Below are 26,897 nucleotides of genomic sequence, written 5' to 3'. Positions count from 1 at the left end.
AAACGAATGCGATCTGCGCTTCCGAAAACTTCGAGGCCTTCATCGAATTCTCCTCTTCTTCCCCGCGGGGATCATAAGTGGAAAATTCCAGTTCTAAATGGCCTAATTTAACGGGGGCACGTCACGACAAATACCCATTTATACCACGGTGTTAGGAAGCGAAGTAGACGCCTGGCTGCCAGAAAGGGAATGTCGCATAGACATTTTCAAGAAATTGCCGTCTTTATCGCCCCAGAAAAAGGGAATAGTCGACGCATATGGATATCAGGCGCCTGAAATCGTTCATCACGATCGTCGATATGGGGAGCATCACCCGAGCGGCGGATGTTCTGCATATCGCGCAGCCGGCGCTCAGCCAGCAGCTTGCGAGCATCGAGGAGCACTTCCGGCAAAAGCTTCTGACCCGAAGCCAGCAGGGCGTCGTCATGACGGATGCCGGAAGGGTCGTCTACCGGCATGCCCAGGTCATCCTGAGGCAGATGGAACAGGCCCAGGCGGAAGYGCTTGAAGCTGGGGCGGTTCTTTCGGGCCGCGTTTCCGTGGGGTTAGCGCCGTTCAGCAGCGCCGCCACGCTTGCGCTGCGCCTGATGGAGGAGACGAAGCGCCGTCATCCGGGGATTCTGCTTCACATCACTGAAAGCGTCAGCCAGCCCTACAGCCAGATGATCATGAACGGGCGCCTCGAAATGGGGCTCATTCACGGTAGCGGTCCCATACGGGGCGTGAAGTACGAGCCTTTGCTGCGCGAGGAATTCGTCCTCGTGGTGCATGAGAGCTTCGGGGTGAAGGCTGACAGCGCGCCGATCGGGGTTGCCGAACTGGCATCCCTGCCTTTCCTTTTGCCGCCCGCTTACAATTTCGTCCGCAGGGCGATCGATCTCGCCTTCACGCGCAGCCGGAAAGACCTGATCGTCGTCGCCGAGCTTGAATCTGTAAGGACGATCGCCCGCGGGGTGGATGCCGCGCTCGGCGCGACGATCACCCCGAAGGCGATCGCAAACCGCATCGTGGCGGAATCAAATCAGAACATCGTCGTCCGGCAGATCGCCAGTCCGATGATCGAGGAAGTGCTGTCGTTCTGCGTGTCTGATACGACACCGCTTTCGGAGCCGGCGGTGGCGGTGAAGGATATCCTGCTGGAACTGGCGGAAACGCTGAAAGAGCGGCTATTGCTGCCGTCTAAAGCATCGATTCCTTTCTGCAATTGACGAGAAGCTCGGCAACCGAGAGATTATTGGGCAGGCGAAGAAGAACCTCGACCATTTCAGCGAGGTCCTCCGGCTGGGTCATCTCCTCACGGGTGACCTCGGTTTCTCCGACCGTCATGTCGGTTGCGATATATCCCGGGCACAGCGCCGTCGCCCGTACGCCGCTGTCCCAGCATTCCTGCCGGATGCCGTGTGTCAGCGCGACCACCGCGAACTTCGTCATGGCGTAGCCGACATTCGAGCCGACCCGGCGTCCGGCAAGCGAAGCCACGTTGATGACCCTGCCCTGGCCGGTTCTGATCAGATGCGGCAGGGCAGCGCGCGTCACCCGCAGCGGACCCTTCACGTTGATCCGCCACATCTTGTCGAGACTATCTTCGCCTTCATCCATGACGCGCACCTTGGGATTGATCCCGGCGCAATTCACCAGGGCGTCGATGCGCCCGCATCTTTCGGCTACGGCCGCGGCCCATGCCTCGCCCGATCCGGCTTCTTCCGCATCGTAGCGATCCACTAAGAGGCGATCGCGGGCTTCGATAGATGCGGGATTTCGCACGCCCGCCGCCACTGTGAATCCTGCGTCGAGCAGTCTGCTGGTGATCGCGAGGCCGAGACCCCGCGAAGCGCCCGAAACCATCACGACGCGGCCATTTCCTCCCAACATGCTCTCCTCCTCACTTCATGCCGTTGCAAAATTCGGCGATGCGCGCGCAGCCTTCCGCCAGATTTTCCATGCTCGTCGCATAGGAAATGCGGAAGAAGGGGCTCATGCCGTAGGCTGCGCCCTGAACGGTGGTGACGTGATGCTCGGCAACCAGCGCCATCACGAAATCCGTATCGTTCTCGATCTTCCTGCCGCCTCTCGTCGTCTTGCCGATCAGGTCGGCGATGTTCGGGAAGACGTAGAATGCACCTTCCGGCTTATGGCAGCGGATGCCGTCGATTTCCGACAGGCGGGCAAGAACGAAATCGCGGCGCGTCTTGTAGATATCGGCGCGCTCCTTGAGCAGATCCTGCGGGCCGTCGAGAACCGCGACGGCCGCGGCCTGCGCAACGGTCGCGATGCCGCCGCTGTTCTGGGTATTGACGTTGCCGATGGCCTTGATGAGATCCTTCGGCCCGCCGCAGAAGCCAAGCCTCCAGCCGGTCATGGCATAGGCCTTGGAGACGCCGTTGACGGTGAGGACCCGCTCATAGAGTCGCAGTTCCACCTCCGCGATGGTGCAGAATTCGAAGTCGTCGTAGATCAGGTGCTCATAGATATCGTCTGTCATGATCCAGACGTGCGGATGGCGCAGCATGACGTCTGCGATCGCCTTCATCTCCGCACGCGAGCAAGCAGCGCCCGTCGGGTTGTTGGGGAAATTGAGCAGCAGCCACTTCGTCTTCGGCGTGATGGCCGCTTCGAGGTCCTCGGCGCGCAGCTTGAAGCCGTTGTTTTGCGGGCAGTTGACCGGCACCGGCACGCCGCCTGCGAACTTCACGATATCCGCATAGCTGATCCAGGACGGAGCGGGGATGACCACTTCGTCACCTGGGTCGCAGGTCGCCATAATGGCGTTGAAGATGATCTGCTTGCCGCCACCCGCGACGATGATCTGGCTCGGATCGTAGTCCAGGCGGTTGTCGCGCCTGAACTTGCGCTGGATGGCGGCTCTCAAGGCGGGCGTGCCGTCGACGGGCGGGTACTTGGTGTCTCCCGCAAGCGCTGCCGCATGGGCGGCCTCGACCGCATGGGCAGGCGTGGGAAAATCCGGCTCGCCGGTGGAAAGACTGATGACCTTTATACCCTCCGCCGCGAGATCACGGGCTTTCTGGGTCATGGCGACCGAGGCTGACACAGTAACATTGCTAAGGCGTTGGGCTATCGCAGGCATGATTGTTTCCGGTTTGTGGCGGTGAAGGTCGGGCATCCGGCCGGTGCCGGACCATGGCGGGAGGTTACGGGAATTTTTCACCGCTCCCCAATACGAGTTCGATGTGAGGTCATAGGAGATTTCAATGAGCCGCCTCGGACCGCGGGCGAAGTCCATAAGCGTATTGGATGGCATCAGAAGAAGAAAATATTATGCAGCCAGACAACTGCAGTCCTAAGCTCGCTCCAAGATAAAAGGGAACGAATTGCCGATAAATCTGCCCTCAAGAGGCAATCGGCAACAACCGCGAAATAAAGGCGATCAGCATCGRCAATTGCCGAGGTCTGCCTTGTTAGGGAGTGCATCCAGCAAAATCGAATTCCWGGGTACGGGTAGTTCGCTGCTCGGCTCACTGCGATGATTCATGCCGTATTCAGCGCGACGGGAGTATAGATGTCGGATATTGCAATCATGAAACAGGATGGCCGGCTCCACTCCGAGCTTTCCGGCTGGAGGGCAATCGAGCGCAGGCTCTTCGCGCCCGGCATGCTCATCCTGCCGCTGCTGATCTTCCTGCTGATCTTCTTCTTCATTCCTGCCATCCGCCTGATGGTCTTCAGCGTCATGACGCAGGATATCAAGGGCGTGATCGGAACGCCRTTCACCCTTGCCCATTACATCCGCTTCTTCGAAGTCGATCTCTATCGGAAAGTGCTTTGGGCGACGATCCGGATCAGCTTGATAACCTCCGTCCTCGCCGCCATCCTGGCCTACCCGGTGGCGACGGTGCTGGTCAGGGGCAATATCATCACCACGCGGATCATAACGCTCATCGTTATTGCGCCGCTCGCCGTCAGCGTCGTCGTGCGAGCCTATGGATGGCAGCTCATCCTGGGTAACGGCCCGACAGGCCTGCTCAACTATATGCTGATGAATCTCGGGATCACCGAGAGCCCGCTGGCGCTGCTCTTCTCGGACGCCGCGGTCATCATCGGCTCGCTGCACATCTTCTTCCCGATGATGGTGCTCCCGCTTTCATCGGCGCTCGGAAAGATCGACCCTAACCTCCAGCAGGCCGCCCGCACGCTTGGGGCGCCTGCCTGGAAAGTGTTCCTCCGGATCACTTTTCCGCTCAGCCTGCCGGGTCTGGTGGCCGGCTTCACCCTGGTCTTCTCCCTTGCGTCCGCATCTTACGTCATTCCCGCCCTGATCGGCGGGCCGGGCTCGCAGATGCTCGGAAACATGGTCGAGCAGCAGGTGCTCGCGGTTTACGACTGGCCGTTCGGCGCCACGATCGCAACGATCCTGATCTTCATCGTCATCCTTATCAACGCCATCTCCATGAAACTTCTCGGCGGACATCGGATCAAGGCAGGCGCGCAATGAACAACACTCTGACCGGCACGTCCGCCGCCCTGCTTTATGYGATCACAGCGGCGATGATGATCTTCATTCTCGCACCGATCGTCCTCGTCATTACGATCTCCTTTTCGGATAGCTATTTCGTGACCTTTCCGCCGGAGGGGTTCACCCTTCGCTGGTATGCGACGGTAATGCAGAACGAGGAATTCACCTCGGGTCTGACTTTCAGCGCAGTTCTGGCGGTTTCGACGACGATCCTTTCCGTTTCGCTCGGCGTTCCGGCTGCCTTCGCTCTCACCCGCGGGCAATTCCTGGGCCGCTCGCTCCTCAAGGGGCTGATGCTCTCGCCGCTGATCTTTCCCGTTCTGGTGACCGGTCTGGCGCTCCTCCAGCTCTTTTCCAGCTACGGCTGGATGGATACCAAGCTGAAGCTCCTGATCGCGCATACGGTGGTGACGTCGCCCTATGTCGTGCGCACGGTTCTGACCAGCCTGCAGCTCGTCAACCCGAGCTTGGAAGAGGCCGCAAGAACGCTTGGAGCGACGCATTGGAAGACCTTCACCCGCGTGATCTTCCCGCAGATCGCGCCTGGCGTCGCCTCCGGGTCGATCTTCTGCTTCATGGTGTCGTTCGACAACTATCCCGTTTCGATGTGGCTGGCCGACTCCGCCAATCTGCCCGTGCCGATCGTCCTCTACCGGCAGATCGGCACCGTGTTCGATCCGTCGGTCGCGACCATGTCCACCATCATCATCATTCTTGCGGTCGCCGTCGTGCTCATCCTCGACAGGCTCGTAGGCCTCCGCCGGGCAATGGCAATGTAACTCAACAACAAGAGGGGTACCGAAATGACGAATAAGCCCATTATCATGAAGCGGCGCAGTTTCCTGACGGTCACCGCCGGAGTRCTCGCAACGCCATACTTCTACACCGCGGCGTCTGCCCAGGACCGCACCATGTATGTTGGCGTCTACAATTCCGCTCAGGGCGGGCTGATCAAGAAGGAGGTAATCCCGGCCTTCGAAAAGGAATACAAGTGCCGGGTCCTGACGACCGAGGGCGCGACGCTCGCCAATATCGCGACCTTGCGTGCCACCCGCGACAATCCGCAATACAGCGTCATGTCGATGGACGATGTCGGCGTTCCGCAGGCCAAGGAGGAAGGCCTGATCGAGCAGCTTCCGATGGACGAGATCCCGAACCTCAAGAACGTCTATTCGCGCTATCTGTTCGAAGACAATTTCGGCGTCGGCTTCGCGATCTCGATCGCCGGTCTGTTCTACAACCCGCAAACCGGCAAGCCTTTCGAGAGCTACGAGCAGATGTTCGACAAGAAGTATGCCCGGCGCATGCTGCTCAACACGCCGAAGAATACCCAGAGCGTGCTCATGCTGATGGTGGCTGCCGCACTCGCAAGCGGAAAGCCGCTCAAGGAGGCGCAGTACGACACGGATGCAGGATGGGCCAAGCTCGCCGAGCTGAAGCCGAACGTACTATCGATCTACGACGCCGAAGCCCAGACGATGATGGTGGCGCAGGGGCAGGCGGATTTCGGCGGCATCGAATATTCGAAGGCCGTCTATCCGCATACCAGGAAGGGCGTGCCCCTCGACATGACCTTCCCGAAGGAAGGTGCGTTTACCGGCATCAATTCGATTGCGCTCGTCAAGGGCGGGCCGCATCGCGACCTGGCTCTCGCCTATATCAATCGTCTTCTTGACCCGGGCGTACAAAAGATGCTGGCGGAGGCGACGCTCAGCGCTCCTTCGGTGAACGGCATCGAATTTGGCGAGGATACGGCGAAGTTTCTGGCCTATCCCGAGCAGAAGATGGAATCGCTCAACCTGTTCACGCCAGATTGGAAGTACATCATCCCGCGCCGTGCCGAGTGGCTGGAAAAGTATAACCAGACCTTCAACGGGTGAGGAGCTGACATGAAGTCCGTCGAAGTCCGCCTGGAAAGCCTGACCAAGCACTACAGCGGCCAAGTCATCGCCGTCGACAATGTTTCGCTCACCGTCAAGGCGGGCGAGATACTCGCACTTCTCGGTCCCAGCGGATGCGGGAAGACCACCTGCCTCCGCATGATTGCCGGGCTTGTTGAACCCACGTCGGGGGAAATCGTGGTCGGCGGCAAGCCGACCACGCACACTCCGGTCCACCGCCGCAATGTCGGGATGCTTTTCCAGAACTATGCGCTGTTTCCCCATATGACGGTGGCCGAGAATGTCGCTTTCGGTCTTGAAATGCGGGGCATCTCCAAAGCCGAGCGGGAAGAGCGCGTGAAGCAGGCCCTGGATCTGGTCCAGCTTCAGACGTTCGGCGACCGACTGCCCCTGCAGCTTTCGGGCGGTCAGCAACAGCGTGTCGCGTTGGCACGCGCCCTGGTGATCGAGCCGTCGATGCTGCTTCTGGATGAGCCGCTCGGTGCGCTCGACAAGGGCCTTAGGGAAAGCATGCAGGTGGAAATCCGTAGCCTGCAGCAGCGGCTCGGACTGACGACCATCATGGTGACGCATGACCAGGACGAAGCTTTGACCATGGCCGACCAGATTGCCGTCATGCAGCAGGGCAATTTGGAACAGATCGCCTCCGCAGGTGAAATCTACCAGAAGCCGAGGACGCGTTTCGTCGCCGGCTTCATCGGCGCGTCGAACTTCTTCGAAGCGACCGTGCAGCACCGCAATGGCCGTTCGGCGAAGCTCCTGTCCGCTTCCGGCGTGCTGCTGGACGTGGAGGACATGGGGACGGTGCAGGGCGACAAGGTCGTGGTGACGGTTCGGCCGGAAGCGGTCTCCGTCTCGCCTTTGGCCGGTGATGCGGGAGGTGGCCGGGCAAATTCCACCGTCGCGCTAGTGGAGCAGGTCGTCTATCGGGGCTTCATGCTCCACTACTACCTGCGTCTCAACAACGGTGAGCCGATGATCGCCTACCGGCAGACCCAGACGGAAGGTTTCACCAAGGCGATCAGCGCGGTCGGCGATCGTGTCGAGCTGAGTTGGAACAGCGACAGCAATCACGTGATCCAGGTCAACTGACGGAACCGCAGAGGCCGGCAAAAAAAGCTCCGCGGACTTGGCCGCGGAGCTTTTTTGTCAATCGAGTGGTGGCGAGCGAAACCGGATCAGGCCAATACTTCCCTGGCCGGGGCAACCTTGCCGCCGCACGCCTCGATTTCGCTGCGGACGGTCCGCGCGAGCTCGAGCGAGCCGGGCGTATCGCTATGAACGAGGATCGACTTCGCTCGCACGGAAAGGGTTTCGCCTTCGATGGTGGTGACCGTACCGTTTTCGAGGAACTGACGCACGCGGGCGCGGACCTTCATTTCCTCCTTGATGACCGAGTTCGGCAGCTTGCGCGATACGAGCTGGCCCTCCACGTCATAGGCTCTGTCAGCCAGGAAGAGGTTCAGGACCTTCAGGCCGCAATCCAGGGCTGCCTGTTCGATGATCATGCCCGGCATGGAAAAGACAATGAGATCCGGATCGATTGCCCTGATCTTTTTCATGATGCGCTCGGCAAGTGACCGGTCGCGGTTGATCATATTGCCCATGGCGGCGTGAAAGCTGATGTGGGAGAGGGCAACGTCCTGCGCCCTGGCGATCGCGGAAAGGGCGCCGAGCTGGTAAAGCACCTGCTGCTCCATCTCTTCCGCATCGACCGGGATTTCGCGCCGGCCGAAGCCGAGGCGATCGGCAAGCCCCGGATGGGCGCCGACACCGACGCCATTCTTTTTCGCCAGCCGCACCATGCGCGCCATCATCTCCGGGTCGCCCGCGTGGAAGCCGCAGGCGACATTCGCCGACGACACGATACCCATGAGCTGCTCGTCGTCGCAGACCTTGTAGACGCCGAAACCTTCGCCCATGTCGGAATTGAGATCGATCTTCATGGTATCCTCTTGTCCTGTTGAACTATCGCTTCGCCATGACGCCGAGCGCCGACGAGACCAGAGGCAAAGTCTGCCTTATGTCGGTGAAATAGGCCTCGATCGCCTTTTCGACTTCGATCGCGTCGCGCAGGTTTGCCCGCACGAATGATATGCGGCTGCCGATCCGGGCCTGTCCGAGCCGCCAGAGATCACCGTCGATAACGCCCGCCATTTTGGGATACCCGCCGGCAGTGTTGGCGTCGCTCATCTGGATGATCGGCTCCCCACCGGGAGGAACCTGCACTACGCCGGGAATGACGCCGTAGGAGCGCAGTTCTACCGGGGTTGAAAGCTGGAGCGGCGTTCCTGCAAGCCGGTAGCCGGTCCGGTCGCTTTGCGAAGTGATTTTCCAGGGCTCAGACCAGAAGCGATCCGCATCGCCGCCGAAGAGGTCGTGCTCCGCTGCGGGAATGGCCCGCACGATCAGATCGCCGTTCGAAGAGACCGGAAAGATATCCGGCAAGGCTTCGGCAAGGGGCATGATGCCGAGACCCGTGGCCGGCAACGATGTCGGTTCACTCGGCAGCACCGAGAGGATGTCGCCGGTCGCGAGCGGCCGGCCGTCATGGCCGCCGAAGGAGCCGCGAAGCGAGGTGCTTCGCGAACCCATGACGAGGGGCACGTCGATGCCGCCCTTGAAACAGAGATAGGCGCGCGCATTCTTGCGCGGTGTGGAAAGCTCGAGGACTTGCCCCTTTTCGGCGCGGATACACCACCACGGCGGCAAATCCTGYCCGTCGAGACGAGCTGAGCAATYGGCTCCGGTGAGGGAGAAGACCTGCGTCTCGTCGAACTCGATCCGGAATGGGAAGGTCTGGATTTCAATGCCGGCGGCGTCCTCCTCGTTACCGACGAGAAGGTTGCCGACCTTCAACGCGATCGGGTCCATCGCGCCGGTGGCGGTGACGCCGATGTTACGATACCCCGCGCGTCCGAGGTCCTGGACCGTGTTCAGCGGTCCGCAGCCGACAACGTGGATCATAGCTCGATCCTTTCGGGAAGAAACCGAACGCGATCTCCCGGTGCAAGCAAGGCCGGCGGTTCGGCTTTGGCGTCAAACATGGTGATTTCGGCAAAGCCGAGCGAATTCCATCCATTCGGCCCGGTCAGGACGGAGATGCCGGACTGCATGCCGCCTATGGTCACCATGCCTTTCAGCATGCGCAGAGACGGCACCTTCTTGCGCGGCATGAAGATACGCGGGTCGAGGCCGCCGAGATAGCCGAAGCCCGGCGCGCTGCCGACCGCGAAAACGGTATAGGTCCGTTCCCAGTGAAGGCGCACAACTTCCTTGTCCGGCAGGCCGGAATAGTCGCAGATCGCGGGCAGATCGATCGCATGCTCGCCGCCGTAGGTCGTCGGCACGTCGATGGTCTTTCCAAGTAGGTCCAGTTCGGCGGTCTGCTGCCAGATCTCCAGGATTTCGGCCTGCAGGCGGTCGTCGTCCTGGGCTGTCCTGCGCAGGACGATCAGAAGATTGGTCATGCCCGGAATGAGCTCCAGGACGTCGGCGCGATCCTTCAATGTACGCGCCAGAGCCCAGATGCGCCGCTGGGCGGGAAGGTCGAGCTCGCCGGGGGCTTCCACGAGATAGCTTCGATTGCCGATCATCGATATTTTCGGCAGTCCCATGTGAGCAGGGGAGAGATGGGGAGCTTTCAGCGAGGTGTTGGTCATGGACATCACCATTCAGCCGTGGCCTTGAGGAGAGCATACCCATATCCGACGAGCGTTCCCGGTTCCGCCGTGACGGCGGCGACGACACCGCCCTTCTCGGCGGTTACGGGTGTGAGCACCGGTCCGGCCTTCATGAATGCTACGATCTCGCCTTCAGTGATCGATCGGCCGGGCTGGATCGTGTGCTCGGGCCGTAAAGGATGGGCTGGCAGGAAAATGCCGGCGATCGGAGCGCGGGCGAGTGTAGGTTCTTCGCGAACCGGAGCGGCTTGCGGGACGACAGGTTGCGGAACGATAGATTGCCCGGAGCGGACCGGCGACATGATTTTCAGCTCGCCGTCAAACGTTTCTATTTCGATGGTGGATACGTTGTTCCGGTCGAGATGCGCGGCAATTTCCGCAAGTATATCCRGATCGCTGAACCGGGAAATTGAAGGAGGGCVCTTCTTCACTGGGCACCTCGTGCGGCAAGCCATTTTTCGAGATGATGGATGTCTGGGCCCCCGGCTGCGAACGCGGGATCCTGAAGTATCTCGCGGTGGAGCGGCAGATTGGTGGAAACACCCCCGATCTGCATTTCATCGAGAGCCCGCCGCATGCGCATGATCGCCTGCTCGCGGGTTGGTGCATGGACGATCAGCTTGGCAATCAGAGAATCGTAATGCGCCGAGACGCGATAGCCCGCCGCGACATGCGTATCCACCCGGACGCCGGGGCCTCCCGGCAGCCGAACGCCCGTGATCAATCCGGGGGAGGGCGCGAATGTGTAGGGGTCTTCCGCATTGATGCGGCATTCGATGGAATGACCATCGCAGGCGATGTCATCCTGCTCGATTTCAAGCCGATGGCCAAGGGCAACCAGCAACTGCTGGCGGACAAGGTCGACCCCGGACGTCATTTCGGTCACCGGATGCTCCACCTGCAGACGGGTGTTCATCTCGATGAAGTAGAACTCGCCATTTTCGTAGAGAAACTCGAATGTGCCGACCCCGCGATAGCCAATCTGGCGGCAGGCTTCCACGCATCGGTTTCCGACGAAGGTTGCAGCTTCGGCCGGAATGCCGATGGCAGGGCCTTCTTCCACGACCTTCTGATGTCGCCGCTGCATGGAGCAGTCGCGCAATCCAACCCACACCGCGCCGCCATGGTTATCGCACAGAACCTGGATTTCGATATGGCGGGGATGTTCGAGGAACTTTTCGATATAGAGTTCCGGCGTTCCGAAAGCCCGCCGCGCTTCTTCCCGTGTGACGAGGACGGCATCCGAGAGGGCGTCGGGGTCATGAACGACGCGCATGCCGCGACCGCCGCCGCCGCCGGCCGCCTTCACGATGACGGGATAGCCGATTTCGGCGGCGATCTTTCCAATCTCGGCCGGATCGTCCGGCAGGGCGGAGTCAGGCCCCGGAACGCATGGCACGCCCGCCGCCATCATTGCCTTCTTGGCGGCAATCTTGTCGCCCATGGTGCGAATGGCATCCGCTCGCGGACCGATGAAGACTGCGCCCATCTGATCGACGGCTTCCGAAAAGGCGGCATTTTCCGAGAGGAAGCCGTAACCCGGATGGACCGCGCCAGCTCCCGTTAGTTTCATGGCAAGCAGGATTGCCGATTTGTTGAGATAGCTCTGGCCGGGTGGAGCAGGACCGATGCAAATGGCGGTATCGGCCGCAGCCAGATAGTCCGCATCCCTGTCGGCTTCCGAGCACACCATGACGGTCCGAAGGCCGAGTTCCCGGCAGGCACGCTGCACTCTCAGCGCGATCTCGCCACGGTTCGCAATGAGAACGCTGTCGAATGCCGCCTTTTGGTCCGCCGTATCGCCCTTGATCGGTGACAAATCCATCATTCGAGCTCCAGCACCGGCTGACCCAGCTCGACGTCCTCGCCATCATCGGCAAGAAACCTCGCGACCTTTCCGCCACGTTCGGCCCTGACGGTGCTGAAGACCTTCATCGCCTCGATGATGAAGAGCTCCTGCCCGGCCTCGATCCGATCGCCGATCTCGACGAAGGGAGGCGAACCCGGACTTGGGGCGCGATGGAAGAGGCCGAAGGATGGCGCGGCGACGACCTTGGACGGAGAGATCACCGGAGCAGGGGAGTTGGCTAGTTCTTCGCCCGCAGATTTGGGAGCAGGCTCCGTCTCCGCTGCTTGCGGGGCATGGTGCAACGGGGAGGTCGTCTTGTCCTCACGCACGATCCGAACCGAGGTGCCGTTTTCGGTGACGGTCAATTCGGACACTCGTGATGCGCCGACGAATTCTATCAGTTTCTTGATCTTATCCAGATCCATTTCCGGCTCTCGACATCTTTTTCATCGACGAAGCGGCAACAGATAGGACTCCATTTCACGCATTCATCTCTTTGACGATTGCTACCACGCGTGTGGCGCTGATGGGGTCAGACGAAGTTTCTATGGACACCGTTTTCAGGTTTGAGATCGGGGATCGGCATGCTGAAAGGGTGGAGTGGCCGACAGGGAAATGAAGAATGGACTCTCGCAAAGGTATTCTCCTCAAGATCTCTGCAGCGCTTGCCCTCGTGCTGATGGGCGCCTGCATCAGCGGGCTCAAGGGAGATATTCCGATCGGCCAGGTCATCTTTTTCCGCTCGGCCATCGCTCTGTTGCCGCTTTGTATCTGGATGATCTCGCAAGGCGGATTTCGGAAGGAGATCGCCACCAATCATATCGGCGGGCACCTTGTGAGGAGCTTCTCGGGGAGCGGCGGAATGATCTTCAGCTACCTGGCGCTGACCTACCTTCCCCTGGCGGATGCGACGGCGATCAGCTATGCGACCCCGCTCTTCACGGTCATGCTTGCGGCACTCCTTCTCAAGGAGGTGGTGCGCATCTACCGCTGGACGGCGGTCATGGTAGGGCTCAGCGGCATTCTGATAATTCTGTCGCCGCACGCTCCCTGGCACATCTCTTCCGAAGGCGGCGCAGCATTGATCGGCGGCATTTTCGGGCTTTCCGCCGCCTTCTTTTCCGCCGTTTCGATGATCCAGATCAGGCATTTAACGCAGACCGAGAACACCGGCGCGATCATATTCTACTTCACCATGTTCACGACCGTTATCGGCCTTGCGAGCATCGGATTGGGCTGGGAAATGCCAACCGCCTGGCAATGGACGTTGCTGATAGGCGCCGGCCTAGTCGGCGGGATCGCACAAATTCTGGTGACCTTGAGCCTCCGCTATGCGGAAGCATCGCTTCTCGCGCCTTTCGATTACACGTCGATGATCTGGGCTCTCCTGATCGGTTATGCCCTCATGGACCAGGTACCGGCGGCGAGTACGCTCATCGGCGCCGCCATCGTCGTGGCTGCCGGACTTTTTACGTTGTGGAGGGAGCAGCGCATCCGCAGGAAACGGATCGCCGAACAGGTCATGTTCGCCGCTCCCTGATGGTCTGCCGTGCGAACCGGCTTTCGCGCCACATGGCGAAGAGACCAGCGGCGATGACCATCAGGGCTCCGAGAATGGTCGCCGACGTCGGCACTTCTGCCATGAAGATGTAGCCAAGGGCGATTGCCCAGATCATCGTCGTGTAATCGAAGGGTGCAAGGAGCGAGGCCTGGGMGTGCCGCAGGCTGAGCGTCATGGTGATTTGCCCGATGCCGCCCGCAAGCCCGCAGCCGACGAGCAGCAGGCCTTGCGTCATATCGGGCATTTTCCAGCCCAGGCCGATGGTGGCAAAGCCGACGATCATGCCGGTCAGCGTGTAGACGAGGACGATGCGGACCGGTTGCTCGATGCTGTTCAGCCGTCTGATGGCAATGGAAGAGAAGGCGGCGCAAAGCGCTCCGGCGAGCGCGAGAGCCATCCCGATCATCGTCGAATTGTCGATCTGATGGACGCCGCCTGCCGGATTGAAGGCGAGCAGATCGGGCGACAGGGTCACGAAAACTCCGATGAACCCCACGAGGACGGCGGACCACCGGTAGATGCGCACGGTTTCTCCCAGAAGAAACGCGGCAAGCATGATGGTGAACAATGGCGTCGTGTAGCTGAGCACCGTCACGTTCACCAGCGGCAGATAGGCCAGGGCCAGGAACCCGAAGAACATCCCGCCCAGTCCGGCGAAGCTGCCGGCGAGCAGGCTGGGAATGTTAGCCCTGGCCAGGGCCTTCACCTGCAGCGAGGAAAGCCATAGCCAGAGGCAAAGCGGGAGAAGCGCGAAAAACGCCCGGGCGAAGATGACTTCACCGATCGGGATGGAGCCGTTCAAACCCTTCACGCAGGCGGACATGACCGTGAATGCCAACATTGCCGTCAGCTTGAGCAATATTCCCAATTTCGGGTCCATCCCGCTCCCCATCCTCTGGCTGACCGTGTCACGGCGGACCGGGGTAGAAAAGCCCACGGACGCAGCCATAAGAAACTTGTCTGACCCCATCGCGGGCAGGCAGGGTGGGGAAGCGATAAGGTGTTCCTGCACGGAGGACGYCGTGTCAGAATGAGGCGTGACCGGTTCCCGGTCCAAGCCAACAGGGGAGGAGCCAAGGGGATGTTGGATCTGCGGAGGCTGCGATATCTGGTGGCGATTGCCGATTGCGGTTCGATGTCGGCGGCGGCGAGGCAGCTCGGGATCGCACAGCCGGCGCTCAGCCATCACATCACGGAACTTGAAAGGCTCGTCGGATTTCCTGTCCTCCACAGGTTGGCGCGCGGGGTGCAGGCGACCGAGAAAGGCGAGCTTCTCCTGTCGCACGCGCGCGCTATCGTCGAAAGGGTTCGGCAGGCGGAAACGGAGATAAGGGCGATTGGCGAACTGGACGAGCGGGTGATCCGGCTCAGCCTCGTTCCATCCTGGGCCACCGCGTTCACGCCCCGTATCATCAGCGAGGTCGCGGCGTTCATGCCCAAGGTGTTTCTTCGCGTCATCGAAGCGAGAAACGAAGAGTCGCTTCGCCTGATCAGCCTTGGAAGGGTCGATATGGCCGTAGCTCTCGTGGGTGCGGCCGACGCGGCCGACGATCTTATCGTCAATGAGAGCCTGTTTGCGGTGTCGGCTAAACCGATCGGCAAATCGATCCCGCTGAATGCCGCAGCGAAGCTCGATCTTATCCTGCCACCGAGGGATAATCCGCTTCGTGTCTCCATCGACAATGCCGCGGAGCGCGCCGGAATTTCACTTAACGTGACAATGGAGATCGATGGGCAGGATACCATCAAGCGGGCCGTCAGCGCCGGAATGGGCGCCTCGATCCTATCGTGGAATTCGATACGTCAGGAATATGAGGCCGGGCAGTTGAAGGCCGCTCATATCGTCGATCCGGTCATTTATCGTTCGGTCCATCTTCTGAGGAGCAAGGATATGGACGATCGTACGTTCATCCTGTTCAGGGATTTGCTGCGGAAGGTCGCGGGGCCAGGCGCGTCAGACCTATAAACGATCTCTATAGGTAGTTTGAAAACTCAATATTGGTGTCCGTGATTTCTTTTCCCTAGCTTGCGATCAAAGCGTATCCAGGGAGGAAAAGATATGCACGCGAGGAAGGTTCTATTCGGCTTGATGTCTGCTGTTGGGGTACTGGTTGCCGGTGGAGCGGTGGCTGAATATCCCGAACGTCCTGTCACTCTGATCGTCGGCTATCCCGCAGGAGGCGGAACCGACATCCAGTCGCGGGCGCTGGTGCCCTATCTCGAAAAATACCTCGGCACATCGGTCGTGGTCGAGAACCGCGAAGGAGCGGGTGGCCTGATCGGCGCGACCTACATCGCCAACTCCAAGCCAGACGGCTACACGATCGGCGCCTTGAATTTCCCGTCCATGTATTCGCCGATCGTTCAGGGCAATGCGAGCTACAAGGAGGACGCTTTCACGCCGCTGGCGAACCAGATCGGCGGCGATCTTGCGCTGACGGTCAACAAGGCCTCGCCGATCAAGACAGTGCAGGAGTTCGTCGATGCCGCCAAGGCAAATCCCGTCGTGGTGGGCGTGACGGGCGTCGGTCATCCGAGCCAGATCACCGCCCTGCTCTTCGAGGAGGCGGCGGGCATCAAGCTCAATTTCGTGCCCTTCAACGGCGGAGGGCCAGCAAGGCTCGCGATGCTCGGCAATCATGTGACCCTCGGTTTCATGAACCTCAACGAGGTGTTCGCCGACCATCGTTCGGGTGAATTGCGTGTCCTTGCAACGTCGGGTGCGACGCGCTCTCCGCTTTCTCCCGATGTGCCGACCTTCAAGGAGGCAGGCTACAACGTGCAATTCAACCTTTTGGCCGGGTTCGGCGCGCCGAAGGGCTTGCCCGCCGATGTCGAGGCCAAGCTGCTCGACGCGTTCCAGAAGGCGCTCAACGATCCGGATTACACAGCCGAAGCAAAGAAGCGCGAGCTGATCATGCTGCCGTTGACCCAGGGTGAGTTCGCCGAGGCCTTGAAGCAGGGCAATGCGAACCTGGCCGAGCTCTGGAAAAGCAAGCCCTGGACCAAATAACCGGCTGCGACAGCCGTTCTCCCACCTCATGAACAACGCCGGTCTGGGCCGCAATGCGGCTCGACCATCCCTATTGAAAAGGAACCGAACCATGGCGCATGTCATCCGCAATTTCGAAAGGCCGTCGAAAGCCGATATCGAGGCAATCAGCAAGTTCAGCCCGGCGACCATTCATGAAGCGCAGGGCAAGCTCGGCGCTCTCGATTATCGCATCAAGCCGATCAAGCCGGGCCTGAAGGTTTGCGGACCGGCGATCACCGCCAAATGCCATATCGGCGACAACCTGATGATCTTCGAAGCGATCAACCTCGCCAAGCCGGGCGACGTTCTGGTGATCGACGGTGGCGACAATCCGAACCAGGGCGGTTTCGGCGACGTGCTGGCCGCGGCCTGCATCGGCAAGGGCATCGTTGGCTTCGTGGTCAGCGCCGCGGTGCGCGATGGCAAAGGCCTTCGCGAGATCGGCTTCCCGGTCTTCTCTCTCGGGCTTTGCATGAAGGGGACGTCCAAGGACACGCTCGGCACGATCAACCATCCGGTGGTCGTCGGCGGTGAGCTGATCAGCCCCGGCGACATCGTCTGCGGCGATGACGACGGCGTGGTCGTCGTTCGGGAGAAGGATATCGCCAAGCTGGTCAAGGCCTGCCGGGAACGCGACGATCACGAGAACCACATGATGGAGCTGCACCGCCAGGGCAGGATGGATATCGAAGACCGCTACGAGATGATGCGGTCCAAAGGATGCGTCTGGTCGGATTGATCCGGTTCTCTTCGAAATTCGGTTGCTCCGGCGCTTCCATACGCCGGAGCGAAAAACAGGGAGGAGGAGAGCCATGTCCGACAAGAAAAGCCCATCCAAAGTCACGGCGAATATGCTGTCCGGCGTGTTCTTCGTTCTCGTCGCGGCCTGCTTCTACGTCGGTTCGCGCAATCTCGGCATGGGCACCAATTTCCAGCCCGGCCCCGGCTACATGCCGACGATCATTGCCGCGCTGATGCTCTGCCTCGGCATTCTGCTGCTGGCGCAGGATTTCTGGAGCGAGACGCAGTCGGAAGCCTGGGTGGCGCCGAAGGTCCGACCCTTCCTGGCTGTCGCCGGGATCATCGGTTTTGCCCTACTGATAGAGCGGGTGGGCTTCCTCGGCGCGGCTCTGTTCCTGATCGTGCTCGCCTGCATCGCCTACGGCAGGATCAGGCCTCTGGAAGTTCTTCTGCTTGCCGCAGCTCTCATCGCCGCCTGCATCCTCATCTTCGTCGTTGGCCTCGGGCAGAGGATACCGCTGCTGCCATGACCGATCTCCTTTCCCATATCGCGCTCGGCTTCGGCGTCGCCGTAACCCCGGTCAACCTCTTCTATTGCCTGCTGGGCGTCACCCTCGGCACGATGATCGGAATATTGCCCGGCATCGGTCCTTCGGCGACCGTCGCCCTGCTGCTACCCATCACCTATACGATGCCGGACACGGCCGCCTTGATCATGCTGGCCGGCATTTTCTATGGGGCCCAGTACGGCGGCTCCACCACGGCGATCCTCGTCAACCTGCCCGGCGAATCCTCTTCCGTCGTCACCTGCCTGGATGGGTATGCGATGGCCAGGCAGGGAAGGGCAGGGGTTGCGCTCGCCACCGCCGCGCTCGGTTCCTTCTTCGCGGGCACGGTAGCGACCGTTCTCATCGTTGTCGTCGCGAAGCCTCTTTCGGCGGTTGCGCTCGCCTTCGGTCCGGCGGATTATTTCAGCCTCGTGATATTCGGGCTTCTGTTCGCCGTGCTTCTGTCGAGCGGCTCTCCGATCAAGGCCGTTGGCATGGTCGCCTTCGGCATCGGGCTGAGCCTCGTGGGCATCGACCCGACATCGGGCGAGCAGCGCTTCACGTTCGGCATGGCCGAGCTTTTCGACGGCATCGATTTCGTCGTACTCGCTATCGGCCTTCTCGGCGTCAGCGAAATTCTCATCAATCTCCAGCAGGGCGTGGAGCGGGATATCGGAACGGCAAAGACCGGATCCTTCATGCCCACGAGGCAGGATCTCAGGCAGGCGTTTCCCGCCGTCCTGCGCGGCACGGCGCTCGGCTCCTTCCTCGGCGTGCTTCCCGGCGGCGGCGCCATCATGAGTTCCTTCGCCAGCTATGCACTGGAGAAAAAGATCTCCAAGAACCCCGCCCGCTTCGGCAACGGCGCGATCGAAGGGCTGGCCGGCCCGGAAAGCGCGAACAATGCCGGCGCGCAGACCTCCTTCATCCCGCTCCTGACGCTCGGTATTCCCGCGAACGGCCTGATGGCGCTGATGGTAGGCGCCATGATGATCCAGGGCATCACGCCCGGACCCGAGGTCATGCAGTCGCGTCCGGACCTTTTCTGGGGACTGATCGCCAGCATGTGGCTGGGCAACCTGATGCTGCTCGTCCTGAACCTGCCGCTGATCGGCATCTGGGTACGCCTTCTCGGCATTCCCTATCGCTTCCTGTGTCCGGCTATCCTGATGTTCTGCGCGATCGGAGCATATGGGTTTTCCTACAGCATCGTCGACGTTCTGTTCTGCGGAATATTCGGGATCGTCGGGTTCTTCCTGCGCAAGATCGGCTGCGAGCCCGCGCCCCTGGTGCTGGGCTTCGTGCTGGGACCGCTGCTCGAGCAGAACATGCGCCTCAGCCTGCTGATCTCCCAAGGAAGTTTCTCGACCTTCGTCACTCATCCGATCAGCGCGGCCCTGCTCTCCCTATCCGTCATCGTCGTGATCATGATGGCTTTGCCTGCCGTCATGCGCCGCCGCGAGGTCGTGTTCCAGGGCGACGAGGACTGACAATCAAGTCGAACCGGCTCTGCCGACAGAAATCAAAGGTGAAACATGCATATCCTCGTAATCGGCGCAGCTGGAATGATCGGCCGCAAAATGACGCAGCGGCTCGTCGCGGACGGTGAGATAAATGGTGCGAAAATCACCGAGATGACCCTGACCGACATTTTCGAGCCGGCGGCGCCGAAAGGTTTCGGCGGCAAGCTCAATGTCGAGCGGAGCGATCTTTCGCAAGCGGGTGTGGCTGCCGCGCTCGTCGAGAAACGGCCCGACGTGATCTTCAATCTCGCCGCTGTGGTCTCTGGAGAGGCGGAAGCGGATTTCGAGAAAGGCTATCTCATCAATCTCGACGGCGGACGCTTGCTGTTCGAGGCGATCCGCCTGGAACACCAAAAGAGCGGATATCGCCCGCGCGTGGTGTTCTGCTCCTCGCTCGCCGTATTCGGCTCTCCCTTTCCGAAACGCATCGGCGACGAGTTCCTGACGGCGCCRCTGACGAGCTACGGAACGCAAAAGGCGATTGTGGAACTGCTTCTGGCTGATTACAGCCGCCGTGGTTTCTTCGACGGCGTCAGCATCCGCCTTCCGACGATCTGCATCCGTCCCGGCAAGCCGAATGCAGCCGCCTCCGGCTTCTTCTCGAACATCCTGCGCGAACCGCTAGTGGGACAGGAAGCGATCCTTCCGGTCGCTGACACAGTCCGGCATTGGTTCGCGAGCCCCCGGTCGGCCGTCGGCTTTCTCCTGCATGCGGCATCCATCGATCTCTCCGACCTGGGTGCCCGGCGCAACCTCATCATGCCGGGCCTTTCGGCGACCGTTGCAGATGAGATCGAGGCCCTGCGTGCCTTCGCGGGAGAGAAGGCGGTCGCTCTCATCAAGCGGGTGCCCGACGAACGGATCATCAGGATCGTAGACGGTTGGGCGGAGGACTATGACCCGCAGCTAGCCCTGTCTCTCGGTTTCAGGGCGGAAACATCCTTTACCGAGATCATCGAGGCGCATGTCGAGGACGAATTCGAGGGGAAAACAGCATGAGCACGGCGAGGATTGCGCTGGTGACGGGGGGCGGCACCGGGATCGGCAAGGCTATCTCGGCCGCCCTGCTGGAAGATGGCTACAGCATCGCGATTACCGGCCGCCGCCGGGAGGTTCTTGAAGCGGTCGCGTCCGAATGGAATGGATATTCGGACCGTGTTCTGGCCGTTCCGGCCGACATTTCCAAGCCGGCAGATGTCGAGGAACTTTTCTCCCATGTGAATAATCGGTTCGGCCGCCTGGATCTCCTGGTCAACAATGCCGGCATGTCGGCCCCGGCCGTCCATATCGAGGATCTGCCGTTCGAGACGTGGGATGCGGTGGTCAGCGCGAACCTGACCGGTGCGTTCCTCTGCACGCAGGCAGCGTTCCGCCAGATGAAGGCGCAGACGCCGCAGGGCGGCCGCATCATCAACAACGGCTCGATTTCCGCCACCACGCCGCGTCCGCGTTCAGCACCTTATACGGCGACCAAGCATGCGATCACCGGCCTCACGAAATCGGCGGCGCTGGATGGCCGTCCGTTCGACATTGCATGCGGCCAGATCGATATCGGCAATGCCAGCACCGAGATGACACGCGCCATGGCGACAGGCGTTCTGCAAGCCGATGGCAGCACCGCGATGGAGCCGACCATCGATGTGAGCATCATCGCCAAGGCCGTCGTGTATATGGCGTCGCTGCCGCTGGAGGCAAACGTGCTGACGATGACCGTCATGGCGACCGCAATGCCGTTCGTCGGACGCGGGTGAGGAGGGGAAGATGAAGGCGGGCCTTCTGCAGATGTATCCGCTCACGCCGCAGATGGAGGCGGAACTGCAAAAGCGGTTCCGCGTCCACCGCTGGTACGAGATTTCAGACAAGCAGGCGTTTCTTCAGGCCGAGCGCGGTGCCATCAAGGCGATCGTGACCGGCGGACATCTCGGCGTTTCGCATGAACTGGCAGCGGCACTTCCCAATCTGGAGATCGTAGCGATCAACGGCGTGGGCTTCGACAAGGTCGATCTTCATCAGGCGCGCGCGCGGGGTTTTCGGGTAACCAATACGCCGGATGTGCTGACGGAGGACGTGGCGGATCTCGCCATCGGCCTTTCCATCGCTGTTCTGCGCCAGCTCGTCCGGGCCGACAATTATGTGCGGTCCGGTCAATGGAAAAGCGGCGAGATGCCCTTGAGCAACAAGGCGTCGCGGCGGCGATACGGCATCTATGGCCTCGGTCGGATCGGCAAGGCGATCGCCATCCGCCTGGAAGCATTCAATGCCGATATAGCTTATTGCGGCCGGGGGAAGCAGCCGGACGTTGCCTATGAGTATCATTCCTCGCCRCTATCTCTGGCCAGGGCCTGCGATGTCCTGATCGTTGCCGCGGCCGCGACGCCTGAAACGCGGCATGTGATCGACCGTGGCGTGCTCGAAGCCCTTGGCACCAATGGTGTGCTCGTCAATATATCCAGGGGATCGCTGGTCGACGAAAAGGCGCTGGTCGATGTTCTCACCTCCGGCGGGTTGAGGGGGGCGGCGCTCGACGTGTTCGAAAACGAACCCCACGTGCCCCAGGAACTCATCGGAATGCAGAATGTGGTCCTCGCTCCGCATATAGGGGCAGCCACGCATGAAACCCGGGGGGAAATGGCGACCCTGGTGCTGGCCAACCTGGATGCTCACTTCGCCGGAACCGAATTGCCGACCCCGGTCGTCTAGCCCGCYATCCTTTCCATTTCACAGGTTTTCGAATGAACAGATATGCCCACATACAAGAGGTCCGCCGCAAGCTTGCGCAGGGTGAGGCTTCCATTGGAAGCTGGATGCAGATCCCTGACAGTTCGGTGGCCGAGATCCTCGGCCGGGCAGGTTATGACTGGGTGGCCGTCGACCTGGAACACGGCACGATGGGCAGCAAGGTGCTGCCTGACCTCTTCCGGGCGCYTGAACTCGGGGGTACGCTGCCGTTGGCACGTGTTGCCGAGGCTACCGCGAAAGACTGCAAGCAGGCACTGGACGCCGGCGCCGGCGGTATCATCCTGCCGATGATCGAAACAGCCGAGCAATTGTCGGGCCTCATCTCGGCATGCGCCTGGCCGCCCGCGGGCACGCGCGGGGTCGGATTTTCCCGCGCCAATCTTTTCGGGCGGGATTTCGATCGATATCGCGGCGGGGAGGCGAGAGGCCCGCTCGTCGTCGCCATGATCGAGCACATCAATGCGGTTGCGCATATAGACGAGATACTTGCCGTGCCGGGCCTGGATGCGATTTTCATCGGGCCCTACGACCTTTCGGCATCCATGGGGCTGATCGGCGAATTCGATCATCCCGATTTCAAGGCGGTGATCGAAAAAGTCTGCGAACGCTCGCGCGCCGCCAAGGTCGCCCACGGACAGCATGTGGTGACGCCATCGCCCGATGCGCTGAACGCAAGCGCTCGGGCCGGCCACCAGTTCATCGCCTATTCGATAGACGCGGTTTTTCTGAGAAGCGTGGTAGAGCGGCCGGAAATCGCTTCCGCCAGGTAGCACACTTTGTGACAGGCTTTCGGTGATCTTTCAGATGGATGGGACGTCCATACAAGTTGCTTATTGGTCCAAAAAAAATCGGTCTTAGGCAAGCCATGAAAGCTTCACTAATGTCTCGTCAACCATAGGGGACAGACATGCCATTCTCAGACTACAGGACCGCACTCGTCACAGGCGCCTCTTCCGGCATAGGCGCCGCCGTGGTGGAGCGGCTTTGCCGCGAGGGTCTGGAGGTACATGCGATCGCGCGGAATGCGGATGCGCTTAGCCGGCTTGCGGAGCGCACGGGATGTATTGCCCATGCCATCGACGTGACCGATCGGGCAGCTCTGGCGAAGCTTACGAGTGAGGTGGAGTTCGATATCCTTGTCAACAATGCCGGCGTCGACCGACCCAAGAAGTTCCTCGAGGCCGACGAAGGCGACATCGATCTCCTAATCGACGTCAACCTCAGGGCTGTGCTGCACCTTTGCCGCATGGTGGTGCCGGGCATGGTGGCGCGGGATCGCGGCCACGTCGTCAATATTTCGTCGATCGCCGGCAACTACAATTTCGGCGGAAACTCGACCTACCATGCCAGCAAGGCCGGCGTTGCGATGCTGTCCAACCAGCTGCGCCTCGATGCTTTCGGAAAACGGGTGAGGGTGACGGAGATTTGCCCCGGACGGGTTGCGACGGATATATTCAACCATGTCCATGGCAATGATCCGAGCGTGCGCGAGCGCTTCATCGATGGTTTCGAGCTGCCTCAGGCATCCGACATCGCCGATGCCATCGCATTTGCCATTTCGGCGCCCGTCGCCATGAATGTCGGACATATGGAGATTACGCCGACGCTGCAGGTCATGGGCGGGCTCCAGACGGCAAAGCCGCAGCTTCCCTACGCGTCGGCCGGCGGATCCGGAGGTAAGGCCGCGTGAGTGGTTTCGACCTTTCAGCAATTCTGAGCAATCCGGAATATGTCTCGATGCTTCTGCACGGCATCCAGATGACATTCATCATCTATGCCGGTTCCTGGTTGCTTGCGATGTCGCTTGCGCTCATCCTTCTTGCCATTCGCCTGTCGCCATTTCGCTTCGGCGATCCGCTGGTCGCGGCTTACGTTTCCTATCATCGCAACGTTCCGACGCTCGTACAGCTCATGCTTTGGTACTTCGGTATATTCACGCTGCTGCCGAGCGGGCTGACAAGCTGGCTTTCTGCACACAATGCGGAGGCGATCTTYGCCGTTATCGGCCTTGGGCTCTGCCAAGCGGCCTATTTCAGCGAGGACCTGCGTTCAGGCGTACGTTCGATCAATCCGGGCCAGATGGAAGCGGCCCGCGCGCTGGGCCACAGCTATGGGTCGGCGATGCGTTTCGTCATCATGCCTCAAGGTGTACGCAACGCTTTGCCGCCGCTCATCAATCACAGCACATCCTTGTTCAAGAACAGCAGCCTTGGCGTTCTCATCGGCGCCCCCGAACTGACGCATGCCGTCAAGGAAGTCGAAAACCTGAGCTTCCGAACGTTCGAGGTCTATCTCATCGCGACCGTCCTCTATCTCTTCTTCTCACTGCTGATCATGGGGGTTGGAGCCTATCTCTCCTTCCGCGCCAACCCTGTCCGGAGGGCGCCGGCATGATCCAGGACATGATCGCGATCATCAAGGATTACTGGCTCCTGCTGCTCATCGGCCAGTATCCCAACGGCCCTCTGGGAGGGYTTGCGAACACGCTCATCCTTTCGGCGCTGAGCATTGCGCTCGCCTTCCCCGTCAGCATTCTGATGGCGCTTGCCCGGATCTCGAATTGGCGGGTGCTTCGCTGGCCGGTAACCGCCMTCGTCTATTTCACCCGTGGCGTACCGTTGCTGATGCTCATTCTGTGGAGCTATTTTCTCGTTCCATTGTGGACCGGCGCGGATGTGCCGAGCTTCATCACGATGCTGACGACACTTATCATCTATCAGGGCGCATTCATGAGCGAGGTCGTGCGCGCTGGCATCCTCGCGCTCGGGCCGGGCCAGATGGATGCGGCGCGCGCGCTGGGGCACAGCTATTCCAGCGCGATGCGTTATGTCATCCTGCCGCAGGCGCTCTACAATATGATCCCGAGCATCATCTCGACCTTTGTATCCACCATCAAGGACACGACACTCGGCTATGTGATCAACGTGCCGGACCTGACCTTTGCCGCGAACCAGGTGAACAACCAGCTCCTGACGCAGCCCTTCCAGGTCTTCCTGATCCTGGCAATTGTCTACTACGTCATCTGCTGGTCGCTGACATATGTCGCAAATCTGCTTGAGCGGCGTATCGCCCGTCGGCGCACCGGCTTCCGTGAGAGCGACGCCCCAGAAGCGATCACGGCTCCCTCCAAAATCATTACGGAGCAGCTATGACCGCGTCGGTTCCAACACCCCAGGACGTGCAGACGATCCAGCTTTCACAGGTCTGCAAGAGCTATGGCAACTATCAGGTCCTGAAGAATATCGATGCGCATGTGGCGCGGGGCGAGGTCGTAGTCATTTGCGGGCCGTCCGGTTCCGGCAAGTCGACACTCATCCGTACGATCAACCGCCTCGAAGAGATCAACAGTGGCTCGATCACGCTGGATGGCAGGAACATCCATGCGCAGATGCGCGCGAAGGAGCTGAACAACCTGCGCAGCCGCGTCGGCTTCGTGTTTCAGAGCTTTAATCTCTTCCCGCATCTCTCGGTGGTGGAGAATATTTCCATGTCGCCCATCCGGGTGAAGGGGGTTGCGCGGGACGTTGCACGCGACAAGGCTCTCAGGCTGCTGGACCGGGTCGGTCTTGCCGACAAGGCCGAGGCCTATCCCGGCCAGCTTTCCGGCGGCCAGCAGCAGCGTGTCGCGATCGCGCGGGCGCTTGCCATGGAACCGCCCGTGATGCTCTTCGACGAGCCGACCAGCGCGCTCGATCCCGAAATGGTTGGCGAGGTGCTCGCCGTCATGAAGAGCCTCGCGGCGGAGGGTATGACGATGCTCTGCGTCACCCATGAGATGGGCTTTGCACGGGAGGTCGCGGACCGGATCTGGTTCATCGATGCGGGAGAGATCCTTGAGACGGCGGCGCCGGAGGAGTTCTTCAAGAACCCCCGGCATCCTCGTGCCCAGCGGTTTCTCGCCGATCTCAGACACTAATTGAACTCATAAAAACCAAGGAGAACAGCAATGAACTGGAAATGCCTCACTTTCACTTTTGCACTCGCGGCTTCGACGGCAGCGGTTCCGGCAAAGGCGGATCAGCTCGACACCATATTGGAGAACAAGACGCTACGCTGCGCAACATTCGCGGACGTTCCGCCGTTTGCCGCGCCGGACCCGAAGAGCCGTGAGATGGTCGGCTTCGATGTCGATCTTTGTAACGCCATCGCAAGGGAACTGGGCGTCGAGGCTCAAATCAAGCCCGTCTCGGTCGAGGCACGCGTTCCGGAAGTCAAGCTCGGACGCGTGGACCTGGCGGTCGCCAATCTCGCCTATACGCAGAGTCGGGCCGAACAGATACAATTCAGCGATCCCTACTATCTGGCCAAGGAAATGCTGATCGTTCCGGTGGATGATCCCGGCACCAAGAAGGCGGATTACGTCGGACAGCGTATCGCTTCCAGCAAGGGTTCGACGTCGGAACTTTCCGTCAAGCTCAACAAGTCCGAGCCGCTAACCTTCCAGGACACAGCCTCCGCTTATCTCGCTGTCCAGCAGGGCAAGGCGCGCGGCATCGTCGGAAATACGATGACGATGACCAAGTTCGTCAACGAATCCAAGACCCGAGGCAAGGAAATGCGGATGATCGAAGAGCCGATGCTCTTCCAGCCGATCGGCATCGGCATGGCCAAGGATAATCCGAAGCTGACCGCCAAGGTCAACGAGGTTCTCCGTAAGCTCGATGCGGACGGCGAGATCAACAAGATCTGGGACAAGTGGCTCGGCCCGGACACAGAATACAAGATGAGCCGCACTGAAAAGGTGGTGCCGCTCTCGGAACTCAAGTTCGATCCGATCCCCTAAGCGGCCTATCCGCTCAGGCGAGCTCCATAACGGCAAACCGATCATTGCAGACGGCGGGATCTTT

The 26,897-nt window shown here is 60.5% G+C and carries 29 protein-coding genes; 20 read left to right on the top strand and 9 right to left on the bottom strand.

Features of this window, described 5'->3' with window-relative positions:
• Positions 1 to 257: 257 nt before the first annotated feature.
• Positions 258 to 1,208 carry a LysR substrate-binding domain-containing protein gene (locus tag LCM4573_RS14910; protein ID WP_071007175.1) on the top strand — a complete coding sequence of 317 codons (951 nt, stop codon included), beginning with the start codon at positions 258 to 260 and terminating at the stop codon, positions 1,206 to 1,208.
• Here the strand turns inward: LCM4573_RS14910 and LCM4573_RS14905 are convergent.
• Positions 1,180 to 1,872 (bottom strand): SDR family NAD(P)-dependent oxidoreductase, encoded by a 693-nt coding sequence (locus tag LCM4573_RS14905; RefSeq protein WP_071007174.1) that lies wholly within the window; start codon positions 1,870 to 1,872, stop codon positions 1,180 to 1,182. The two genes, LCM4573_RS14910 and LCM4573_RS14905, sit on opposite strands and share 29 nt — an antisense overlap.
• Before the next feature lie 10 nt (positions 1,873 to 1,882).
• Positions 1,883 to 3,085 carry a pyridoxal phosphate-dependent aminotransferase gene (locus LCM4573_RS14900; RefSeq protein WP_071007173.1) on the bottom strand — a complete coding sequence of 401 codons (1,203 nt, stop codon included), beginning with the start codon at positions 3,083 to 3,085 and terminating at the stop codon, positions 1,883 to 1,885.
• Between the two features lie 432 nt (positions 3,086 to 3,517).
• On the opposite strand from LCM4573_RS14900, the gene LCM4573_RS14895 reads away from it, so the two are divergent.
• Genes LCM4573_RS14895 through LCM4573_RS14880 form a run of 4 tightly spaced genes read left to right on the top strand, consistent with a single transcriptional unit; the run spans position 3,518 to position 7,464 of the window.
• The gene (locus tag LCM4573_RS14895) at positions 3,518 to 4,450 is read left to right on the top strand and encodes an ABC transporter permease (RefSeq protein WP_071007172.1); all 933 of its coding nucleotides are present in this window, start codon (positions 3,518 to 3,520) and stop codon (positions 4,448 to 4,450) included.
• Positions 4,447 to 5,250 carry an ABC transporter permease gene (locus LCM4573_RS14890; protein ID WP_071007171.1) on the top strand — a complete coding sequence of 268 codons (804 nt, stop codon included), beginning with the start codon at positions 4,447 to 4,449 and terminating at the stop codon, positions 5,248 to 5,250. Before LCM4573_RS14895 ends, LCM4573_RS14890 begins: the two co-directional genes overlap by 4 nt.
• A 24-nt stretch (positions 5,251 to 5,274) precedes the next feature.
• Positions 5,275 to 6,351, top strand: coding sequence for an ABC transporter substrate-binding protein (locus LCM4573_RS14885; RefSeq protein WP_071007170.1), 1,077 nt, complete (start codon positions 5,275 to 5,277; stop codon positions 6,349 to 6,351).
• A 9-nt stretch (positions 6,352 to 6,360) separates the two neighbouring features.
• On the top strand, positions 6,361 to 7,464 hold the full coding sequence (locus tag LCM4573_RS14880) for an ABC transporter ATP-binding protein (protein WP_071007169.1): 1,104 nt from the start codon (positions 6,361 to 6,363) through the stop codon (positions 7,462 to 7,464).
• 86 nt (positions 7,465 to 7,550) lie between these two features.
• On the opposite strand, the gene LCM4573_RS14875 is transcribed toward LCM4573_RS14880, so the two are convergent.
• From LCM4573_RS14875 to LCM4573_RS14850, 6 genes are read right to left on the bottom strand one after another with little or no spacing between them, the layout of a single operon-like run.
• A complete protein-coding gene (locus LCM4573_RS14875; RefSeq protein ID WP_071007168.1) occupies positions 7,551 to 8,318 on the bottom strand; it encodes a 5-oxoprolinase subunit PxpA in 768 nt (255 codons plus the stop codon).
• A 22-nt stretch (positions 8,319 to 8,340) separates the two neighbouring features.
• The gene (locus LCM4573_RS14870) at positions 8,341 to 9,339 is read right to left on the bottom strand and encodes a biotin-dependent carboxyltransferase family protein (protein WP_071007167.1); all 999 of its coding nucleotides are present in this window, start codon (positions 9,337 to 9,339) and stop codon (positions 8,341 to 8,343) included.
• The gene (gene pxpB / locus LCM4573_RS14865; protein ID WP_407071735.1) at positions 9,336 to 10,043 is read right to left on the bottom strand and encodes a 5-oxoprolinase subunit PxpB; all 708 of its coding nucleotides are present in this window, start codon (positions 10,041 to 10,043) and stop codon (positions 9,336 to 9,338) included. Before pxpB ends, LCM4573_RS14870 begins: the two co-directional genes overlap by 4 nt.
• Positions 10,040 to 10,486 carry a hypothetical protein gene (locus LCM4573_RS14860; RefSeq protein ID WP_071007166.1) on the bottom strand — a complete coding sequence of 149 codons (447 nt, stop codon included), beginning with the start codon at positions 10,484 to 10,486 and terminating at the stop codon, positions 10,040 to 10,042. Before LCM4573_RS14860 ends, pxpB begins: the two co-directional genes overlap by 4 nt.
• The gene (gene accC, locus LCM4573_RS14855; protein ID WP_071007165.1) at positions 10,483 to 11,883 is read right to left on the bottom strand and encodes an acetyl-CoA carboxylase biotin carboxylase subunit; all 1,401 of its coding nucleotides are present in this window, start codon (positions 11,881 to 11,883) and stop codon (positions 10,483 to 10,485) included. Before accC ends, LCM4573_RS14860 begins: the two co-directional genes overlap by 4 nt.
• Positions 11,880 to 12,329, bottom strand: a complete 450-nt coding sequence (locus tag LCM4573_RS14850) for an acetyl-CoA carboxylase biotin carboxyl carrier protein subunit (RefSeq protein WP_071007164.1) — start codon at positions 12,327 to 12,329, stop codon at positions 11,880 to 11,882. The genes accC and LCM4573_RS14850 overlap by 4 nt, the downstream gene beginning before the upstream one ends.
• A gap of 197 nt (positions 12,330 to 12,526) precedes the next feature.
• On the opposite strand from LCM4573_RS14850, the gene LCM4573_RS14845 reads away from it, so the two are divergent.
• The gene (locus LCM4573_RS14845) at positions 12,527 to 13,444 is read left to right on the top strand and encodes a DMT family transporter (RefSeq protein ID WP_071007163.1); all 918 of its coding nucleotides are present in this window, start codon (positions 12,527 to 12,529) and stop codon (positions 13,442 to 13,444) included.
• Here LCM4573_RS14845 and LCM4573_RS14840 read toward each other — a convergent pair.
• On the bottom strand, positions 13,425 to 14,345 hold the full coding sequence (locus tag LCM4573_RS14840) for a DMT family transporter (RefSeq protein WP_071007162.1): 921 nt from the start codon (positions 14,343 to 14,345) through the stop codon (positions 13,425 to 13,427). The two genes, LCM4573_RS14845 and LCM4573_RS14840, sit on opposite strands and share 20 nt — an antisense overlap.
• A 201-nt stretch (positions 14,346 to 14,546) precedes the next feature.
• Between LCM4573_RS14840 and LCM4573_RS14835 the strand changes: the two genes are divergently transcribed.
• The 14 genes from LCM4573_RS14835 to LCM4573_RS14770 all read left to right on the top strand — a co-directional run bounded on the left by LCM4573_RS14835 (position 14,547) and on the right by LCM4573_RS14770 (position 26,833).
• The gene (locus LCM4573_RS14835; RefSeq protein ID WP_071007161.1) at positions 14,547 to 15,431 is read left to right on the top strand and encodes a LysR family transcriptional regulator; all 885 of its coding nucleotides are present in this window, start codon (positions 14,547 to 14,549) and stop codon (positions 15,429 to 15,431) included.
• Positions 15,432 to 15,524: 93 nt separating this feature from the next.
• Positions 15,525 to 16,478 carry a tripartite tricarboxylate transporter substrate binding protein gene (locus tag LCM4573_RS14830; RefSeq protein ID WP_071007160.1) on the top strand — a complete coding sequence of 318 codons (954 nt, stop codon included), beginning with the start codon at positions 15,525 to 15,527 and terminating at the stop codon, positions 16,476 to 16,478.
• A 91-nt stretch (positions 16,479 to 16,569) separates the two neighbouring features.
• Positions 16,570 to 17,238, top strand: coding sequence for a 4-carboxy-4-hydroxy-2-oxoadipate aldolase/oxaloacetate decarboxylase (locus LCM4573_RS14825; RefSeq protein WP_071007159.1), 669 nt, complete (start codon positions 16,570 to 16,572; stop codon positions 17,236 to 17,238).
• A 73-nt stretch (positions 17,239 to 17,311) separates the two neighbouring features.
• The gene (locus LCM4573_RS14820; protein WP_071007158.1) at positions 17,312 to 17,770 is read left to right on the top strand and encodes a tripartite tricarboxylate transporter TctB family protein; all 459 of its coding nucleotides are present in this window, start codon (positions 17,312 to 17,314) and stop codon (positions 17,768 to 17,770) included.
• Positions 17,767 to 19,278: a tripartite tricarboxylate transporter permease gene (locus LCM4573_RS14815; RefSeq protein WP_071007157.1), complete on the top strand. Its 1,512-nt coding sequence runs from the start codon at positions 17,767 to 17,769 to the stop codon at positions 19,276 to 19,278. The genes LCM4573_RS14820 and LCM4573_RS14815 overlap by 4 nt, the downstream gene beginning before the upstream one ends.
• A 45-nt stretch (positions 19,279 to 19,323) precedes the next feature.
• On the top strand, positions 19,324 to 20,310 hold the full coding sequence (gene denD, locus LCM4573_RS14810; RefSeq protein WP_071007156.1) for a D-erythronate dehydrogenase: 987 nt from the start codon (positions 19,324 to 19,326) through the stop codon (positions 20,308 to 20,310).
• Positions 20,307 to 21,062: an SDR family oxidoreductase gene (locus LCM4573_RS14805; RefSeq protein ID WP_071007155.1), complete on the top strand. Its 756-nt coding sequence runs from the start codon at positions 20,307 to 20,309 to the stop codon at positions 21,060 to 21,062. Before denD ends, LCM4573_RS14805 begins: the two co-directional genes overlap by 4 nt.
• 10 nt (positions 21,063 to 21,072) lie before the next feature.
• A complete protein-coding gene (locus LCM4573_RS14800) occupies positions 21,073 to 22,011 on the top strand; it encodes a 2-hydroxyacid dehydrogenase (protein WP_071007154.1) in 939 nt (312 codons plus the stop codon).
• 32 nt (positions 22,012 to 22,043) lie between these two features.
• Entirely contained in the window at positions 22,044 to 22,820 is a 777-nt protein-coding gene (locus tag LCM4573_RS14795; protein ID WP_071007153.1) for an HpcH/HpaI aldolase/citrate lyase family protein, read from the top strand.
• 137 nt (positions 22,821 to 22,957) lie between these two features.
• Positions 22,958 to 23,740 carry an SDR family oxidoreductase gene (locus LCM4573_RS14790; protein WP_071007152.1) on the top strand — a complete coding sequence of 261 codons (783 nt, stop codon included), beginning with the start codon at positions 22,958 to 22,960 and terminating at the stop codon, positions 23,738 to 23,740.
• A complete protein-coding gene (locus LCM4573_RS14785; protein ID WP_071007151.1) occupies positions 23,737 to 24,444 on the top strand; it encodes an amino acid ABC transporter permease in 708 nt (235 codons plus the stop codon). The genes LCM4573_RS14790 and LCM4573_RS14785 overlap by 4 nt, the downstream gene beginning before the upstream one ends.
• Positions 24,441 to 25,202 carry an amino acid ABC transporter permease gene (locus LCM4573_RS14780; RefSeq protein WP_071007150.1) on the top strand — a complete coding sequence of 254 codons (762 nt, stop codon included), beginning with the start codon at positions 24,441 to 24,443 and terminating at the stop codon, positions 25,200 to 25,202. The genes LCM4573_RS14785 and LCM4573_RS14780 overlap by 4 nt, the downstream gene beginning before the upstream one ends.
• Positions 25,199 to 25,966 carry an amino acid ABC transporter ATP-binding protein gene (locus tag LCM4573_RS14775; protein WP_071007149.1) on the top strand — a complete coding sequence of 256 codons (768 nt, stop codon included), beginning with the start codon at positions 25,199 to 25,201 and terminating at the stop codon, positions 25,964 to 25,966. Before LCM4573_RS14780 ends, LCM4573_RS14775 begins: the two co-directional genes overlap by 4 nt.
• 30 nt (positions 25,967 to 25,996) lie before the next feature.
• Entirely contained in the window at positions 25,997 to 26,833 is an 837-nt protein-coding gene (locus LCM4573_RS14770) for an ABC transporter substrate-binding protein (RefSeq protein ID WP_071007148.1), read from the top strand.
• The last annotated feature ends 64 nt before the right edge of the window (positions 26,834 to 26,897 follow it).

It is taken from the genome of Rhizobium sp. LCM 4573 (assembly GCF_001854865.1).
GTDB lineage: Bacteria > Pseudomonadota > Alphaproteobacteria > Rhizobiales > Rhizobiaceae > Neorhizobium.
Note: the sequence above shows the minus strand (reverse complement) of the source record. Positions and strands in the feature narration are given on the sequence as shown.